The sequence below is a fragment of the Paenochrobactrum sp. BZR 201-1 genome, from assembly GCF_044987585.2.
GTDB lineage: Bacteria > Pseudomonadota > Alphaproteobacteria > Rhizobiales > Rhizobiaceae > Paenochrobactrum > Paenochrobactrum pullorum.
Genome location: NZ_JBJDRZ020000007.1, coordinates 158,377 through 173,291 on the forward strand (window position 1 = coordinate 158,377; position 14,915 = coordinate 173,291).

The window sequence follows — 14,915 nt, forward strand, 5'->3', positions numbered from 1 at the left end:
TAAAAAACTTTAATCTGTTTGCTATTCGTCAATGTTCTGGGGTTAAAATCATTTTGGATGAATGGCGTTTATCGATTCCGTAACAAGTGTATAAGCACTTGCAAATGAGCCGGAAAGCCTGTGCGCTGAGGGAAGTTTGATGATTAAGAAAGTGATGATCGTTGAGGATAATGAGCTGAACATGAAGCTCTTTCGCGATCTCATAGAAGCCCATGGCTATGAAACTATCCGCACCCGCAACGGGCTTGAAGCGCTTGACTTGGCGCGCGAGCATCGCCCGAACCTGATTTTGATGGATATTCAGTTGCCGGAAGTCTCTGGTCTTGAAGTCACCAAATGGCTGAAGGATGATGAAGAACTGAAAGTTATCCCTGTTATCGCTGTCACTGCATTTGCGATGAAGGGTGACGAAGAGCGCATCAGACAGGGTGGCTGTGAAGCTTATATTTCAAAACCGATTTCAGTACCGCGTTTTATCGAGACAATTAAATCTTATCTGGGTGATGCTTAAAGTGTATTTCGAAAAGTGTGAAGCGGTTTTCGGATGAGATACGCGGAAAAAATAAAATGTCAGAGCATTTCTAACGATTTAACTTAATTCGGAAATGCTCTGAAATCTAACGCAAAACCAGAATTTGGCAGTTTGCTCCGGCATCAATGGCCGGTGCATTGGCTTCTCTGATTATGAGAGCATTGGCGCGCGCCAACATTCCCAGCATGGACGAATCCTGTACGGGCAAAGGCTGCACGATTAAATCGCCTTGATCGTCAAGGATATATTCCGCACGTACATAATCACGGCGATGATCATTTTCCGGCATATGGATTGAGAGTGTCGCCTTGCGGATATCGGCGCGATAGCTGTGGCCGGTTAATTTGGCAATCAGCGGCAGCAAAAATAAATATCCGCAAACCATGCTGGAAACCGGATTTCCCGGCAGGCCGAGCACATGAATGATGCGGCCATTGGCGGCGGTCAGGCTGCCATGCATAAGTGGTTTGCCCGGACGCATAGCGATTTTCCAGAAATCCAGTTCCATGCCGCAGGCGGTGAGTGCTTTATGCACCAGATCATGATCGCCGACAGAGGCGCCGCCAAGTGTTACCAGCACATCGACATTATCATCCATCGCCCGCTTGATAGCAGCAATGATTAAATCTGTCTGATCCGGCACAATGCCTAAATCTATCGCTGTTGCATCTTGTGCACGCACCAGTTCGGCAATGCCGCTGGAATTGGACGAAATGATCTGGTCTTCCGCCGGAATTTGCCCCGGTGCGACAAGCTCGTCACCGGTTGCCAGAATAGCAACGCGTGGGCGGCGGGTGACTTGCAGCTCTGCATTGCCGCTGGCGGCGGCAAGCGCCAAGGCAGCTGCATCAAGTTTGCGCCCAGCTGGTAATAGTTCTTCGCCGAGTTTGAAATCCAGACCGGCGCGGCGGATATGTTTGTGTTTGATGATCTCGCCGCAGACTTCGATCATATCCCCATTGCGGGTGACATTTTCCTGAATAACCACGCTATCGGCGTCAGCCGGTACCGGTGCGCCGGTGAAAATGCGGATGGCTTCGCCTTTAGCAATTTGCCCAAGATAACGTTTTCCTGCAGCTGCTTCACCGATCACACGAAACTGACTGGGATAGCTGCCATCTTTGTTGGCGCGTACCGCATAGCCATCCATGGCGGAAGCATCAAAAGGGGATTGCAAGTAATGGGCGACCATAGGCGCGGCGAGGGTGCGCCCGCCTGCCTGTTGGATGGAAACTGTTTCACTCAGGCCCGCTTGGACATTTTCAGTCAGACGCTTTAACGCCTCATCAACGGGTAAAAGTGCCATTTTTATTTATCCTTGGAGGATGTAAACCAATCGCCGGATTTACCGCCGTGCTTTTCAATCAAATGGATGTTTTGAATAGTCATGCCTTTATCAACGGCTTTCGCCATATCGTAAATGGTGAGGCATGTGACGGATGCTGCGGTGAGGGCTTCCATTTCAACGCCGGTGCGGCCTTTCAGGCGCGCATTCGCGGTGACTTTAAAACCTGGCAGATTTTCATCCGGCTCGATCACGATACCAACTTTAGTGAGCATCAACGGATGGCAAAGCGGAATGAGATCAGCGGTTTTTTTGGCAGCCATAATGCCGGCAATGCGTGCAGTTGCCAGTACATCACCTTTGGCGGCATTGCCGGAGAGAATAAGAGCAAGCGTTTCAGGTCGCATGACAATCGAAGCTTCGGCGACAGCTAAACGCTCGGTTTCCTGCTTGTCGCCAACATCGACCATATGGGCCTGTCCGGATTGATCAAGATGGCTCAGCTTGCTCATAGGCTTCAACCTCAGGCTGTCTGACCGGTCAGAAGGGTGTGGGTTGCAGAACGCACATCCTGTTGACGCATCAAGCTTTCACCGATCAGGAAAGTTTCGATGCCGGATTTTTGTAAACGCAGGCAATCGTCATGGGTGAAGATACCGCTTTCGCCAACCAGTAGATAATCATCCGGAACCATTTTGGAAAGACGTTCACTGACGGCCAGATCCACTTCGAAATTGCGCAAATTGCGGTTGTTAACGCCGAGCATTTTCGACTGCAATTTGAGCGCACGTTCCATTTCAGCTTCGTCATGCACCTCAATCAATGCATCCATGCCGAGCGAGAAAGCGGCCTGTTCAAGCTCTGCAGCCAGCTGATCATCAACACTTGCCATGATGATGAGGATGCAATCAGCACCCCAACTGCGTGCTTCATAAACCTGATAGATGTCAAAGAGGAAATCTTTGCGCAAAGCTGGCAAGGAACAGGCGTTGCGCGCGGTTGTCAAAAACTCCGGCGCACCCTGAAATGAAGGTGTGTCGGTGAGAACGGACAAGCAAGCCGCGCCACCTTCTTCATAGGCTTTGGCCAGCAATGGCGGGTCAAAATCCGGACGGATCAGTCCTTTGGACGGGCTGGCTTTTTTAATTTCGGCAATCAGGCCAAATTGTTTATTGGCTTTCTTTTGCAGCAAAGCATTGAAAAAACCGCGTGTCGGCTGCTGATCGGCAATTTTTGCCTGAAGCTCTGTAAGTGTGATCTTTGCCTTGGCAGCTGCAATTTCTTCGCGCTTATAGGCTTCAATTTTTTTCAAGATATCAGTGCTCATACCATATCCTTATTCCGCTTGCTCATTGGAAACCTGAACGAGCTTATTCAAGACATTAAGTGCTGCACCGCTGTCGATGGAAAGGGCAGCTTGCTCTACACCTTCTTTCAAAGTTGAGGCATGGCCGGCAATCAAAAGGGCTGCACCTGCATTCATCAGCACAATATCACGATAGGCATTTTGTGCGCCATTGAGCACGTCTCTCAACGCTTCAGCATTATATGCACCGTCGCCGCCTTTAAGTTCAGCCGGTTCTGCACGGCGAATGCCGACATCTTCAGGGCTGATTTCAAAGCTGCGGACTGTGCCATTTTCCAAGGCGCTGACATGGGTGACGCCGGTGGTGGTAATTTCATCAAGGCCGTCACCATAAACAACCCATGCGGCTTCAGAGCCTAGTTCTTTCAGCACATGTGCTAAAGGCTCCACCCATTCGCGCGCATAAACGCCGACAAGCTGACGCTTTACATGGGCAGGGTTGGAGAGGGGGCCGAGCAGGTTGAAAATTGTACGTGTGCCAAGTTCCACCCGTGACGGGCCGACATGGCGCATGGAGGAATGATGGTTGGGCGCAAACATAAAGCCCAAGCCCGCCTCATAGATGCAGCGGCTGATCAGATCGGCATCGGCTTCAATATTGACACCAAGTGCAAAAAGCGCATCGGCAGCACCGGAACGAGATGACAATGCACGATTGCCGTGTTTTGCCACCGGAATGCCAGCACCTGCCACCACAAATGCCGAGCAGGAGGAAACATTGTAGGAGCCTGATTGATCACCGCCGGTGCCGACAATATCAATGGCATTGGCAGGGGCTTTGACTTCCGTGACGCGGGACATCATCGAGGCGACAGCGCCGCTGATTTCAGGCACGGTTTCACCGCGTACGCGCAGAGCTATCAAAAAGGCGCCGATTTGAGAGGGCGTCGCGCGCCCTGTCATCATGATATCAAAAGCTTGTTTGGCTTCTTGCACATTGAGCTGCGTTCCGAGCGCAACTTTTGCAATGAAATCTTTAAAATCAACCATACTCACCTCTAAAATGCCATCGCATTGTTGATCGCGGTTTGATTGATTTTAACCGGATATTGTTTCTGCAATTCGGCAATGAGCTGTGTCAGAAGGTCATCAGACAAGCCATTGGCAGCAGCTTTGCGGCGATCTTCTGTGATTGATTCTGCACTGATACCGGCAGGTTCAACCACATCGGTGACTTTAAACAGGATTTGCGCATCATTGTTTGGTGTCGCGGCCGTGTCGACATGGCCGTTGGCACCACGGAAGATCGCAGCAACAGCGGCAGAGCCAAGCTCAATATCGTTGGCTGCACGGGTAACCCCACGTTTGGTGTTTTTTGTGACGCTCAGTTCTTCTGCCAGTGCATCGAGTGATGTACCGTCCTGAATTTTCTTTTTCATATCGTCAGTTTTAGCAATCAGATTTTTAATTGCTTCATCGGCCTTCCACGCCTCGACAACTGTATCTTTCACTTCATCAAACGTGCGGTCACGGGCAGGAATGATATCATCGGCCTGATACCAGAGGAAACCATTGGTGCCCAACGAAAGCGGGTCATTATCAATGCCTTTGTCGGTTTGGAACAGATTTGCGACGAGCTGAGCCTGAGCAGGAAGGTTTTCAACCGGCTTTTCATTCATATCGTTGCCTTCGGCATCAATGGCATCAATGGTAATCGATTTCAAACCAGCCTTGGTTGCAGCTTCAGCCAGAGGCACCCCATTGGAAATGTCCTCTTCAAACTGATCGCGCACATTGGCAATGGCGGTCGCTGCAATGGTGGTTGCAAGGCTTAAGCGAATTTCTTCTTCAACTTCGGCAAGCGGCTTAGTGTGTGCGGCATCTATTTCGGTTACTCGGATAATCACAGGGCCAAACGCACCTTTGACAACTTCACTTGCCTGATTGTGGGGCAGGGCAAATGCTGCTTCTGCGAGTACCGGATCCGGCAGTGCGGTTTTTTCAAACATACCGAGTTTGATGTCTTCAGCCGACTTGTTGAGTTCTTTGGCCAGATCATCGAAGCTCATGCCGGTTTTAATTTTTTCGGCAGCAGCATTGGCAGCTGCTTCATCAGTAAAGCTTAACTGTTCGATTGTGCGCTTTTCAGTGGTTGAATAGCGACTCTGGTTTTTTTCATAATAGTCGCTGACTTCTTCAGGTGTAATCTGGCTTGGATCAGCAATATCGGCTGGCTCCAGCTTGACATAAGTAAGCTTGCGATATTCAGGTGCTGCATATTGCGACTTATTGGTTTCAAAATAGGTTTTAAGCGCATCTTCGGAAGGGGCAGCAATATCGGCAACCTTTTCCGGCTGGATGGTGATGTAATCAACTGTGCGGCTTTCGCCTTCATAAAGTGCAAGTGCTTTCAGCAATGTATCAGGAACGCTGATGCCATCGGTGACAGCTTCAACAATTTGCTGACGGCGGGCTACTTGCGTGCGGCTGTCGAGATAATCCTGCGCACGAATATTGGCCTGACGCATCACGGCATCGAATTGTGCTGGGCTGAAACGGCCGGACGCATCATGGAAGGACGGATCTTCGGCCACCAGACGGGCGATTCCGTCTTTAGTGATTCCCAGGTTCATCTGACGTGCTTCTTCATCAAGTACAACGCCGGCTGCCAGCTGTGAGAGCACCTGACTTTCCACACCCAATGCCTGAGCCTGTTCTTTGGTCAGGCGCTGCTGGAATTGTTGGGACAGACGCATCATCTGCTGTTCATAGGCAAAACGGTACTCAATCGCGCTAACTTCGGACTTTCCGGCGCTCAAAGCAGCCGAACTGGTCATGTTTTCACGGAAAATATCGGCGATACCCCAAGCGGCAAAGCTTAAGACGAGCATACCAAGCAATAGTTTTGCAATCCAGGTCTGAGTGGCGGCGCGCAAGCTGTCGAGCATGGAAGTACCTTTTATAAATTGAAAGCTTTGGTTCCAGAACTATGGGAATAGCCTTAAGCATAGGCGTGATGCAAGGCTCAATGACAGGAAAACTGCTTTCTTGACCCGTTAATGCGCACTCTTTAAGTGTTGCATTCGTGTGTGAATTTGTTAGTCAGGTGCAAATTCATGAAAACCGTCCGCCTGCGTTCCTAAAATAAAGCGCGACGACACGGTGGTAGAGCATTGCGAGGAGAAGCGCATGACACCGGGAATTCGCCCTTTGGTTGCGGGCAATTGGAAGATGAACGGCACAGGGGAATCCCTGACCGAATTACGTGCGATTGCTGCGGGCCTGAGCTCTGATTACGGCCGCAAACTGGATGCAGTCATCTGCGTTCCTGCAACTTTGCTTTCACGCGCTGCAGAAACGCTCGAAGGTGAAAACGTGGGGCTGGGCGGTGAAGATTGCCATATGGCACAATCGGGTGCTCATACAGGTGATGTTTCAGCGCTTATGCTGAAAGATGCCGGTGCATCTCATGTGATTGTCGGTCATTCGGAGCGCCGCACCGATCACCGTGAAACCAATGAAATGGTGAAGGCAAAAGTGCTGGCTGCATGGCAGGCAGGACTGGTTGCCATTGTTTGTGTGGGTGAAACAGCTGATCAACGCCATGCCGAAACCACATTGAATGTTGTGGGCGAGCAGTTGGCAAATTCATTGCCGGATGGCGTGAATGCAGAAAACACGATCATTGCTTACGAGCCAGTCTGGGCAATTGGCACCGGTTTGACACCGACGGTTCAGGATGTGCGTATTGTTCACGCCTTCATGCGCGAAACATTGATTGAGCGTTTTGGTGCGCAGGGTGCGCATATGCGTTTACTTTATGGTGGTTCGGTTAAGCCTGCCAATTCTGTTGAACTGCTGGGGGTTGCCGATGTCGACGGTGCACTCGTTGGCGGTGCCAGCCTGAAAGCTGCCGACTTCCTCGCGATTTGTGAGGCCTATCGCAGCCTGTAAAATTGATGGACGATTGATCCGCCCCCTTTAAAAGCATCAGTTTGTGTTATAGATAAATAGACAGATATATAACCTTGCGTTGATAAGGCTTTTTAAATGGGGGTTGGATTATTCTCCAATACCGTGTAAAGAGCCGCGACATATTAAGACCGCGATCTATAAAGAAAGCAGACCAAATTCCATGCAGACTGTTCTCATAGTCATTCATCTTCTGATTGTTCTTGCGCTTGTCGGCGTTGTGCTTATCCAGCGTTCTGAGGGCGGCGGACTTGGTATCGGCGGCGGTTCCGGTTTCATGACTGCACGTGGTGCAGGTAATGCTCTGACACGCATGACAACGATTCTGGCGACTGCTTTTTTTGCAACGTCATTGCTTCTTGGCATCACGGCAAATTACGGCGAGCGTCCGACCGATATTCTGAACCGTATTCCGGCGGCAGGCGGTCAGGCTCCGGCAGCGGGTGATGGCTCGACCGGCGGCGGCATTCTCAACCAGCTGGGCGGCGCTTCATCGCGTGGTGAAACACCGGCACCTGCGACGGAAGATGTACCGGCTGCACCTGCCAATCCGGTTCCAAGTTCACAGTAATACTTTTCGCCATCAGGCTTTTGATTTTATAATCCCGATCTCTTTGAGGTCGGGATTTTTAGTTTGTGATGCTTGTTACAATTTTTGGGGAATGCAGTGTTGCAACCATGCCATAGCGGGCATGAAAACATGCTGTTGATAAAATCAAGCTGTTGAGTATAACGGGGCTTTGGCTTAATCACACATTATAGATTGGCATGCTAGGATGTGCCGTCACCCTGTGTTTTCGGGTTTATTTTCGGGAAATTCAAATGTTTTTACGCCATATCATTCTCGCTGGTATTGCAGGACTTTGCATGGCAATGCCTGTGCAGGCCGCGCCGAACGATGCAGTTCCGGCTAAAAAGTCTTATGTGTCTCAGGCGGAAAAGTATAAGATTGCACCGCGTTTCCACGCGCAGACCGTGGCCTTTAGCGGCTATAAACCGGGCACAATCGTTGTCGATCCGAAAAACTATTTTCTCTATTATGTAGAGACCCCGACCACGGCGCGCCGCTACGGCATTGCTGTTGGTAAAGTTGGTCTTGAATTTAAAGGCACCGGCACCATCAATGCCAAGCGCGAATGGCCGCGCTGGATTCCGACCAAGGAAATGGTTGAGCGCAATCCTGCTCATTACAGCCGCTTTAAAAACGGTATGGATGGTGGTCCGGGCAATCCGCTTGGTTCCCGCGCACTTTATTTATTTCAGGGCAATAAAGACACTTATATCCGTATTCACGGTACTGTGCAGCCTTGGACAATCGGAAGTGCGGCTTCAAACGGCTGCTTCCGTATGATTAATGAAGATGTGCTCGACCTTTATGAGCGCGTCAATCTTGGCACAGAAGTTGTTGTTCTGTGATCTTGTTATAAGGCGCTGATAAGCCGGGCGCAGGCCCGGCTTTTTTGTGTTTTATTAAGGCCATGTGAATGGCACGCAAACCGTTCCTGAGCCATTTTATGACGGGTTAGCCGGCAGGACAGGGCAATACAGTCAAGAGCGGGAAGCAAAACTTGGGCATGGAAAGTCGTCGGTTCTTTATAAAAAAAGAGACGGATTTTCGAAATTAATTTATTCCGCCAGCTGATGCGATATAGTCGGCAAACGACAAAAATTCTGTCTGTGGTTTTTATCCGGTGATTACGGGGATAAATGAATTATTTTTCACAGGCAGTCATTTTTTAGTGGCGGAATCAGTCAGGAGAGTCTAACGACATAAGCCCATGGCGCGATATGTTTTCATCACAGGCGGCGTGGTTTCTTCCCTTGGAAAAGGCATTGCCGCAGCAGCATTGGCTGCACTCCTTCAGGCACGCGGTTACCGCGTGCGGATCCGTAAACTCGACCCTTATCTGAACGTCGATCCGGGCACGATGTCTCCTTACCAGCATGGTGAGGTGTTTGTGACCGATGACGGGGCAGAGACAGATCTTGATCTGGGTCATTACGAGCGGTTCACCGGTCAGCCTGCTTCCAAGCAGGACAATATTACGACTGGTCGTATCTACCGCAATATCATCGAAAAAGAACGCCGCGGCGATTATCTCGGTGCGACGGTTCAGGTTATTCCTCATGTCACGGATGAAATCAAAAATTTCATCACGTCTGGCAATGATGATTATGATTTTGTTCTTTGTGAAATCGGCGGAACGGTTGGCGATATTGAAGCCATGCCGTTTCTGGAAGCAATCCGTCAGCTGGGCAATGAATTGCCACGCGGGATGGCGGTTTATATTCACCTGACTTTGATGCCGTATATTCCGACGGCCGGTGAATTGAAAACCAAACCGACGCAGCACTCTGTCAAAGAACTGCGTTCCATCGGTATTGCACCTGATATTCTGCTCATTCGTGCAGATCGTCCGATTCCGGAAAATGAACGTCGCAAGCTCTCCCTGTTCTGTAACGTGCGTGAAAGTGCCGTTATTCAGGCGCTGGATGTCAAGTCGATCTATGATGTGCCGATTGCTTATCATAATGAAGGCTTTGACGCGGAAGTGTTGCGTGCATTCGGCATTGATCCGGCTCCCAAGCCGCAGATCGAGCGCTGGGAAGAAGTGTCCCGTCTGATCCATAATCCGGAAGGCGAGGTAACGATTGCGGTTGTTGGTAAATATACCGAGCTGAAAGATGCTTATAAATCTCTGATTGAAGCATTGCAGCACGGTGGTATGGCCAACAAAGTACGCGTTAATCTCGAATGGATTGAAGCGGAAGTCTTTGAAGGCGAGGATCCTGCTCCGCATTTGGAAAAAGTACACGGCATTTTGGTGCCGGGTGGCTTTGGCGAGCGTGGTGCGGAAGGCAAAATCAAAGCTGCTAAATTTGCCCGCGAACGCAAGGTGCCATATTTTGGTATTTGCTTTGGTATGCAGATGGCTTGCATTGAAGCTGCCCGTAATCTGGCTGGTATTGAAGATGCCTCTTCAACAGAATTTGGCCCAACCAAAGAACCTGTTGTTGGTTTGATGACCGAATGGCTGAAGGGCGATCTGCTCGAAAAACGCAGCCAGTCAGGTGATCTGGGCGGAACCATGCGTCTTGGTGCATATGATTCCGTGTTAAAAGCCGGAACCCGTATTGCCGATATTTATGGCGATACCACCATTTCCGAGCGTCACCGTCACCGTTATGAAGTCAATGTCGATTATAAAGATCGTCTTGAACAATGCGGTCTGGTGTTCTCGGGTCTTTCACCGGATGGCGTATTGCCTGAAACCGTTGAATATGCTGATCATCCGTGGTTCATCGGGGTGCAGTATCACCCTGAACTGAAGTCACGCCCGTTCGAGCCGCATCCATTGTTTGCGTCCTTCATTGCCGCAGCATTGGAACAAAGCAGAATGGTTTGATTGCAAATGTGTGATTGCCTGATGTAATAATAAACAAGAAGCGCCATATGTGATAAACAGTGGCGCTTTTTTATATTATCGATGTAATTACAGTGACATTGGTTCTCTTTGCGGCGGAGTTGTGGAACTAAAGCTGCTTGAATGTATGATAATGAAGGTTGACCAACCATGACGACAGCAAATTCGATTATACGTGTAAGTAATGTGACCTTTGGTAATGATCAGCCATTGGCGCTGATTGCCGGTCCTTGCCAGATGGAAAGCCGTCAGCATGCGTTTGACATGGCGGGACGCTTGAAAGAACAGACCGACAAACTCGGCATTGGTTTGGTTTATAAATCCAGCTTTGACAAAGCCAACCGCACATCATTGAGTGGCAAGCGTGGTATTGGCCTTGAAACAGCGCTGGAAGTGTTCGCTGATCTCAAAAAAGAATATAATTTTCCGGTTCTGAGCGATGTTCACACCGAAGAGCAATGCGCGCTGGTGGCTGATGTCATCGACGTTTTACAAATCCCTGCTTTTTTGTGCCGACAGACAGATCTGTTGATTGCAGCTGCCAAAACCGGCCGTGCCGTCAATGTTAAAAAAGGCCAGTTTTTGGCACCTTGGGACATGAAGAATGTGCTGGCGAAAGTGACAGAAAGCGGCAATCCGAATGTGATGGCCTGTGAACGCGGTGCATCATTTGGCTATAATACGCTGGTGTCCGATATGCGCTCACTGCCGATTATGGCGAATTTTGGTTCGCCGGTCATTTTTGATGCAACCCATTCCGTTCAGCAGCCGGGCGGTCAGGGTGGTTCATCGGGTGGGCAGCGCGAATTTGTTGAAACATTGGCGCGTGCCGCTGTTGCCGTTGGGGTGGCTGGCGTCTTTATCGAGACCCATGAAGATCCGGACAATGCGCCGTCAGATGGCCCGAATATGGTGCAGATCGACAATATGCCGGCTTTGCTTGAAACTTTGATGGCATTTGATCGTCTGGCCAAAGGTTTGTGACTTTACTGCTATATTATTTCAGGCTTTTGCCCTGTGGAAGGGTGCGGTAATGTTTTACACGCACTCCCAGTTAGCATAAGTAGAACGGGTCAATCCGTATGCTCGTTACGGGCGTCAGATAAATTGGGTTTTGAGGCATGACTGATCAGGGCATCAGCCATGCAGGTGGTTTGCAAAAAGTGGAAGGACGAAGTCTCTATGACTGCGATTATTGATATTGTCGGCCGCGAAATTCTGGATAGCCGTGGCAATCCGACTGTTGAAGTTGATGTGTTGCTGGAAGATGGCGCGTTTGGCCGTGCAGCCGTTCCTTCCGGTGCATCCACCGGTGCGCATGAAGCGGTTGAACTGCGCGATGGCGGCAGCCGCTATCAGGGCAAAGGCGTTGAAAAGGCTGTTGCTGCGGTTAATGGTCAGATTTTTGACGTGCTCGCCGGTATGGATGCTGAAAACCAGATCCATATTGACCAGACTTTGATTGATCTTGACGGCACTGCCAATAAAAGCAATCTCGGCGCCAATGCGATCCTTGGTGTGTCATTGGCCGTTGCCAAAGCTGCCGCACAGTCATGCGATCTGCCTCTTTACCGCTATGTCGGTGGTGCAAATGCCCACATTCTGCCAGTGCCGATGATGAACATCATTAATGGTGGCGCACATGCGGACAATCCGATTGATTTTCAGGAATTCATGATTCTGCCGGTTGGCGCGAATTCGATGCGTGAAGCTGTTCGTTATGGCGCAGAAGTATTTCACACCCTGAAATCCCGCCTCAAAAAGGCTGGTCACAATACCAATGTGGGTGACGAGGGTGGCTTTGCGCCTAATCTGCTTTCTGCTGAAGCTGCGCTTGATTTCGTGATGGAATCAATCACGCAGGCTGGCTTCAAGCCGGGCGAAGAAATCGCTATCGGCCTTGATTGCGCCGCGACGGAATTCTTCAAAGACGGTAATTACGTTTATGAAGGTGAAGGCCAAACCCGTGATCCGCGCACGCAGGCTGAATATCTGGCCAAACTGGTTGGTGCTTATCCGATTGTAACCATTGAAGATGGTATGAGCGAAGACGACTGGGAAGGTTGGAAATACCTGACTGAACTCGTCGGCACCAAAACCCAGCTCGTTGGCGATGACCTGTTCGTGACCAACTCCGCACGTCTGCGTGATGGTATCAAAATGGGCGTTGCCAACTCGATTCTGGTCAAAGTGAACCAGATCGGTACCTTGTCAGAGACTTTGGATGCGGTTGAAACCGCTCATAAGGCTGGTTACACAGCTGTGATGTCGCACCGCTCCGGTGAAACAGAAGATTCTACCATTGCGGATCTCGCTGTTGCCACCAATTGTGGCCAGATCAAAACCGGCTCACTGGCGCGTTCAGACCGTACCGCAAAATACAACCAGCTTATCCGTATTGAAGAAGAACTGGGCTTGCAGGCACGCTATGCCGGCCGTTCGGCACTGAAGTTCCTTTAATACAGTTGTAGCGCGGTGAGGTCACAACTTCATCGCTTATGAAACATGAGGGCGGGGCAGCAATGCTCCGCTTTTTTATATTTAGAGCATAATTTCTTAAATTTGGAGCAGCTTAACGTGAAAACATGATCTGGTTTCAATGGGTTATTGTGATCTTTGAGTATCAAGTCTGGTGCACGGCGCTCTAATAAAGTTTTGGTTGCGCTGCCTTTGAGTAAGGCTCTGTTAAGCAAAATAATGTTTATTGTTAAAATCAGAATGCGGATGGATTTCGTGCAGCCTTGTATTGGGTGCGCCACCGTTTTTCTGATGCCGCCGCACAATTTTATCAGCGGTGTTGGACGATGTTGCGCGTAAAATGAGTGATAGGGCCTTTTTGAGACGTTTCGACGGAAACTTAAAAAGGCTCAAAGGATGTGTTGAGTATGTGGACCAAGCAAAAGCGTAAGTCTATTCGGGGACGATTTGTGTTGCCGTTGCTGGCCACTGCTTTCTTGTCTTATTTTGGTTTTCACGCCTATCACGGCGAATATGGCATCGATTCAAGTGCGCGGTTGCAGCAGCAAGTGAGCCTTCTTACGGTCGAGCTAGATGAGCTGACCCATGAGCGTCGTGCAATGGAAAGACGCGTCTCGCTTTTGCGTGATGGCTCCATTGAAAAGGATATGCTTGACGAACAGGCGCGACGCGCGCTTAATCTCTCTCATGAAAATGAACTGACGATAATTATTTCTCGTGAAGATGCGTCTGATTAACTGAAAAATGGTTAATAGTCTTTTTAATGAGTGAAATTAAAGACTTAATAACATAGCTGCTATGCCCCCCATGCATATTGTAACTTGTTTGACACCCGTTTAAGGTTATTTCAGAAAGACAATAGGGAGCAAATTATGGCATCGAGGGCTAACAAGGCGCCTGTGACCAAATCACAGTCGGCTTCAAACACTGCACCTAAGACCCCCAAGCCTGCTGATTTCACTAAAGAACAAGAAATGAGCAGCTATCGCGAAATGTTGTTGATTCGACGCTTCGAAGAAAAAGCCGGTCAGCTTTACGGTATGGGTCTGATCGGTGGTTTCTGCCATCTCTATATCGGACAGGAAGCTGTCGTTGTTGGTATGCAGATGGCGCAGAAGGAAGGTGATCAGGTTATCACCGCCTATCGCGATCACGGACATATGCTGGCAACAGGCATGAGCGCCCGCGGCGTGATGGCTGAACTGACCGGACGTCGTGGCGGCTTGTCGAAAGGCAAGGGCGGCTCGATGCACATGTTCTCGAAAGAGAAGCATTTCTATGGCGGCCACGGTATCGTTGGTGCGCAGGTGCCATTGGGCGCAGGTCTGGCTTTTGCCAACCGTTATCGCGGCAATGACAATGTATCCCTGACTTATTTCGGCGACGGCGCTTCCAATCAGGGCCAGGTCTACGAAACATTCAATATGGCAAAGCTTTGGAATTTGCCGGTTGTCTTCATCATTGAAAATAACCGCTATGCAATGGGTACATCGGTGACCCGTTCTTCTGCGGAAACAGATTTCTCCAAGCGCGGCTCGTCTTTCAACATTCCTGGTATTCAGGTTGATGGTATGGATGTGCGCGCGGTGAATGCGGCTGCTGAAATGGCGCTCGAATGGGCACGTTCGGGCAAAGGTCCGATCATTCTTGATATGCAGACCTACCGCTATCGCGGCCACTCCATGTCCGATCCGGCAAAATACCGCTCGAAGGAAGAAGTTCAGAAGATACGTGCCGAGCACGATCCGATTGAACAGGTCAGGCAGCGTTTGCTTGAAAAAGGCTGGGCAACCGAAGAAGAGCTGAAAAATATCGATAAGGAAGTGCGTGAAATCGTTGCCGATTCGGCTGATTTTGCGACGCACGATCCGGAGCCGGATGTATCCGAGCTCTACACAGATATTTTGCTTTGATTCG

The 14,915-nt window shown here is 49.8% G+C and carries 14 protein-coding genes; 9 read left to right on the forward strand and 5 right to left on the reverse strand.

What is annotated here, in order from left to right; all coding sequences use genetic code 11:
* Positions 1–139: 139 nt before the first annotated feature.
* Complete coding sequence (locus ACI0FR_RS06910) at positions 140–511, forward strand: response regulator (RefSeq protein WP_184218521.1); 372 nt, start codon at positions 140–142, stop codon at positions 509–511.
* A 106-nt stretch (positions 512–617) separates the two neighbouring features.
* Here the strand turns inward: ACI0FR_RS06910 and ACI0FR_RS06915 are convergent, their stop codons facing one another.
* Genes ACI0FR_RS06915 through ACI0FR_RS06935 form a run of 5 tightly spaced genes read right to left on the reverse strand, consistent with a single transcriptional unit; the run spans position 618 to position 6,071 of the window.
* Positions 618–1,838 (reverse strand): molybdopterin molybdotransferase MoeA, encoded by a 1,221-nt coding sequence (locus ACI0FR_RS06915; RefSeq protein WP_404905957.1) that lies wholly within the window; start codon positions 1,836–1,838, stop codon positions 618–620.
* A gap of 2 nt (positions 1,839–1,840) precedes the next feature.
* The gene (gene moaC, locus ACI0FR_RS06920; RefSeq protein WP_404905956.1) at positions 1,841–2,329 is read right to left on the reverse strand and encodes a cyclic pyranopterin monophosphate synthase MoaC; all 489 of its coding nucleotides are present in this window, start codon (positions 2,327–2,329) and stop codon (positions 1,841–1,843) included.
* Positions 2,330–2,340: 11 nt separating this feature from the next.
* On the reverse strand, positions 2,341–3,144 hold the full coding sequence (gene trpC / locus ACI0FR_RS06925; protein ID WP_404905955.1) for an indole-3-glycerol phosphate synthase TrpC: 804 nt from the start codon (positions 3,142–3,144) through the stop codon (positions 2,341–2,343).
* 9 nt (positions 3,145–3,153) lie between these two features.
* Positions 3,154–4,173: an anthranilate phosphoribosyltransferase gene (trpD, locus tag ACI0FR_RS06930; RefSeq protein WP_404905954.1), complete on the reverse strand. Its 1,020-nt coding sequence runs from the start codon at positions 4,171–4,173 to the stop codon at positions 3,154–3,156.
* A gap of 8 nt (positions 4,174–4,181) precedes the next feature.
* The gene (locus tag ACI0FR_RS06935) at positions 4,182–6,071 is read right to left on the reverse strand and encodes a peptidyl-prolyl cis-trans isomerase (protein ID WP_404905953.1); all 1,890 of its coding nucleotides are present in this window, start codon (positions 6,069–6,071) and stop codon (positions 4,182–4,184) included.
* A gap of 241 nt (positions 6,072–6,312) precedes the next feature.
* On the opposite strand from ACI0FR_RS06935, the gene tpiA reads away from it, so the two are divergent.
* The 8 genes from tpiA (at position 6,313) to pdhA (ending at position 14,911) form a co-directional block, all read left to right on the forward strand.
* Positions 6,313–7,077, forward strand: a complete 765-nt coding sequence (gene tpiA / locus ACI0FR_RS06940) for a triose-phosphate isomerase (protein WP_374830844.1) — start codon at positions 6,313–6,315, stop codon at positions 7,075–7,077.
* Between the two features lie 181 nt (positions 7,078–7,258).
* Positions 7,259–7,666, forward strand: coding sequence for a preprotein translocase subunit SecG (secG, locus tag ACI0FR_RS06945; protein ID WP_404905952.1), 408 nt, complete (start codon positions 7,259–7,261; stop codon positions 7,664–7,666).
* Between the two features lie 302 nt (positions 7,667–7,968).
* Entirely contained in the window at positions 7,969–8,511 is a 543-nt protein-coding gene (locus ACI0FR_RS06950) for a L,D-transpeptidase (RefSeq protein ID WP_374831139.1), read from the forward strand.
* A 362-nt stretch (positions 8,512–8,873) separates the two neighbouring features.
* A complete protein-coding gene (locus ACI0FR_RS06955) occupies positions 8,874–10,502 on the forward strand; it encodes a CTP synthase (protein ID WP_374830848.1) in 1,629 nt (542 codons plus the stop codon).
* Between the two features lie 168 nt (positions 10,503–10,670).
* Complete coding sequence (kdsA, locus tag ACI0FR_RS06960; protein ID WP_404905951.1) at positions 10,671–11,504, forward strand: 3-deoxy-8-phosphooctulonate synthase; 834 nt, start codon at positions 10,671–10,673, stop codon at positions 11,502–11,504.
* 198 nt (positions 11,505–11,702) lie between these two features.
* A complete protein-coding gene (eno, locus tag ACI0FR_RS06965) occupies positions 11,703–12,980 on the forward strand; it encodes a phosphopyruvate hydratase (protein WP_404905950.1) in 1,278 nt (425 codons plus the stop codon).
* A 425-nt stretch (positions 12,981–13,405) separates the two neighbouring features.
* The gene (locus ACI0FR_RS06970) at positions 13,406–13,735 is read left to right on the forward strand and encodes an FtsB family cell division protein (protein WP_374830854.1); all 330 of its coding nucleotides are present in this window, start codon (positions 13,406–13,408) and stop codon (positions 13,733–13,735) included.
* 135 nt (positions 13,736–13,870) lie between these two features.
* On the forward strand, positions 13,871–14,911 hold the full coding sequence (gene pdhA, locus ACI0FR_RS06975; protein ID WP_374830856.1) for a pyruvate dehydrogenase (acetyl-transferring) E1 component subunit alpha: 1,041 nt from the start codon (positions 13,871–13,873) through the stop codon (positions 14,909–14,911).
* Positions 14,912–14,915 lie beyond the last annotated feature (4 nt).

Coding starts and splice junctions, on each gene's coding strand:
- ACI0FR_RS06910 (WP_184218521.1), top strand. CDS start 140: ATGATTAAGAAAGTGATGATCGTTGAGGATAATGAGCTGAACATGAAG.
- ACI0FR_RS06915 (WP_404905957.1), bottom strand. CDS start 1,838: ATGGCACTTTTACCCGTTGATGAGGCGTTAAAGCGTCTGACTGAAAAT.
- moaC (WP_404905956.1), bottom strand. CDS start 2,329: ATGAGCAAGCTGAGCCATCTTGATCAATCCGGACAGGCCCATATGGTC.
- trpC (WP_404905955.1), bottom strand. CDS start 3,144: ATGAGCACTGATATCTTGAAAAAAATTGAAGCCTATAAGCGCGAAGAA.
- trpD (WP_404905954.1), bottom strand. CDS start 4,173: ATGGTTGATTTTAAAGATTTCATTGCAAAAGTTGCGCTCGGAACGCAG.
- ACI0FR_RS06935 (WP_404905953.1), bottom strand. CDS start 6,071: ATGCTCGACAGCTTGCGCGCCGCCACTCAGACCTGGATTGCAAAACTA.
- tpiA (WP_374830844.1), top strand. CDS start 6,313: ATGACACCGGGAATTCGCCCTTTGGTTGCGGGCAATTGGAAGATGAAC.
- secG (WP_404905952.1), top strand. CDS start 7,259: ATGCAGACTGTTCTCATAGTCATTCATCTTCTGATTGTTCTTGCGCTT.
- ACI0FR_RS06950 (WP_374831139.1), top strand. CDS start 7,969: ATGCCTGTGCAGGCCGCGCCGAACGATGCAGTTCCGGCTAAAAAGTCT.
- ACI0FR_RS06955 (WP_374830848.1), top strand. CDS start 8,874: ATGGCGCGATATGTTTTCATCACAGGCGGCGTGGTTTCTTCCCTTGGA.
- kdsA (WP_404905951.1), top strand. CDS start 10,671: ATGACGACAGCAAATTCGATTATACGTGTAAGTAATGTGACCTTTGGT.
- eno (WP_404905950.1), top strand. CDS start 11,703: ATGACTGCGATTATTGATATTGTCGGCCGCGAAATTCTGGATAGCCGT.
- ACI0FR_RS06970 (WP_374830854.1), top strand. CDS start 13,406: ATGTGGACCAAGCAAAAGCGTAAGTCTATTCGGGGACGATTTGTGTTG.
- pdhA (WP_374830856.1), top strand. CDS start 13,871: ATGGCATCGAGGGCTAACAAGGCGCCTGTGACCAAATCACAGTCGGCT.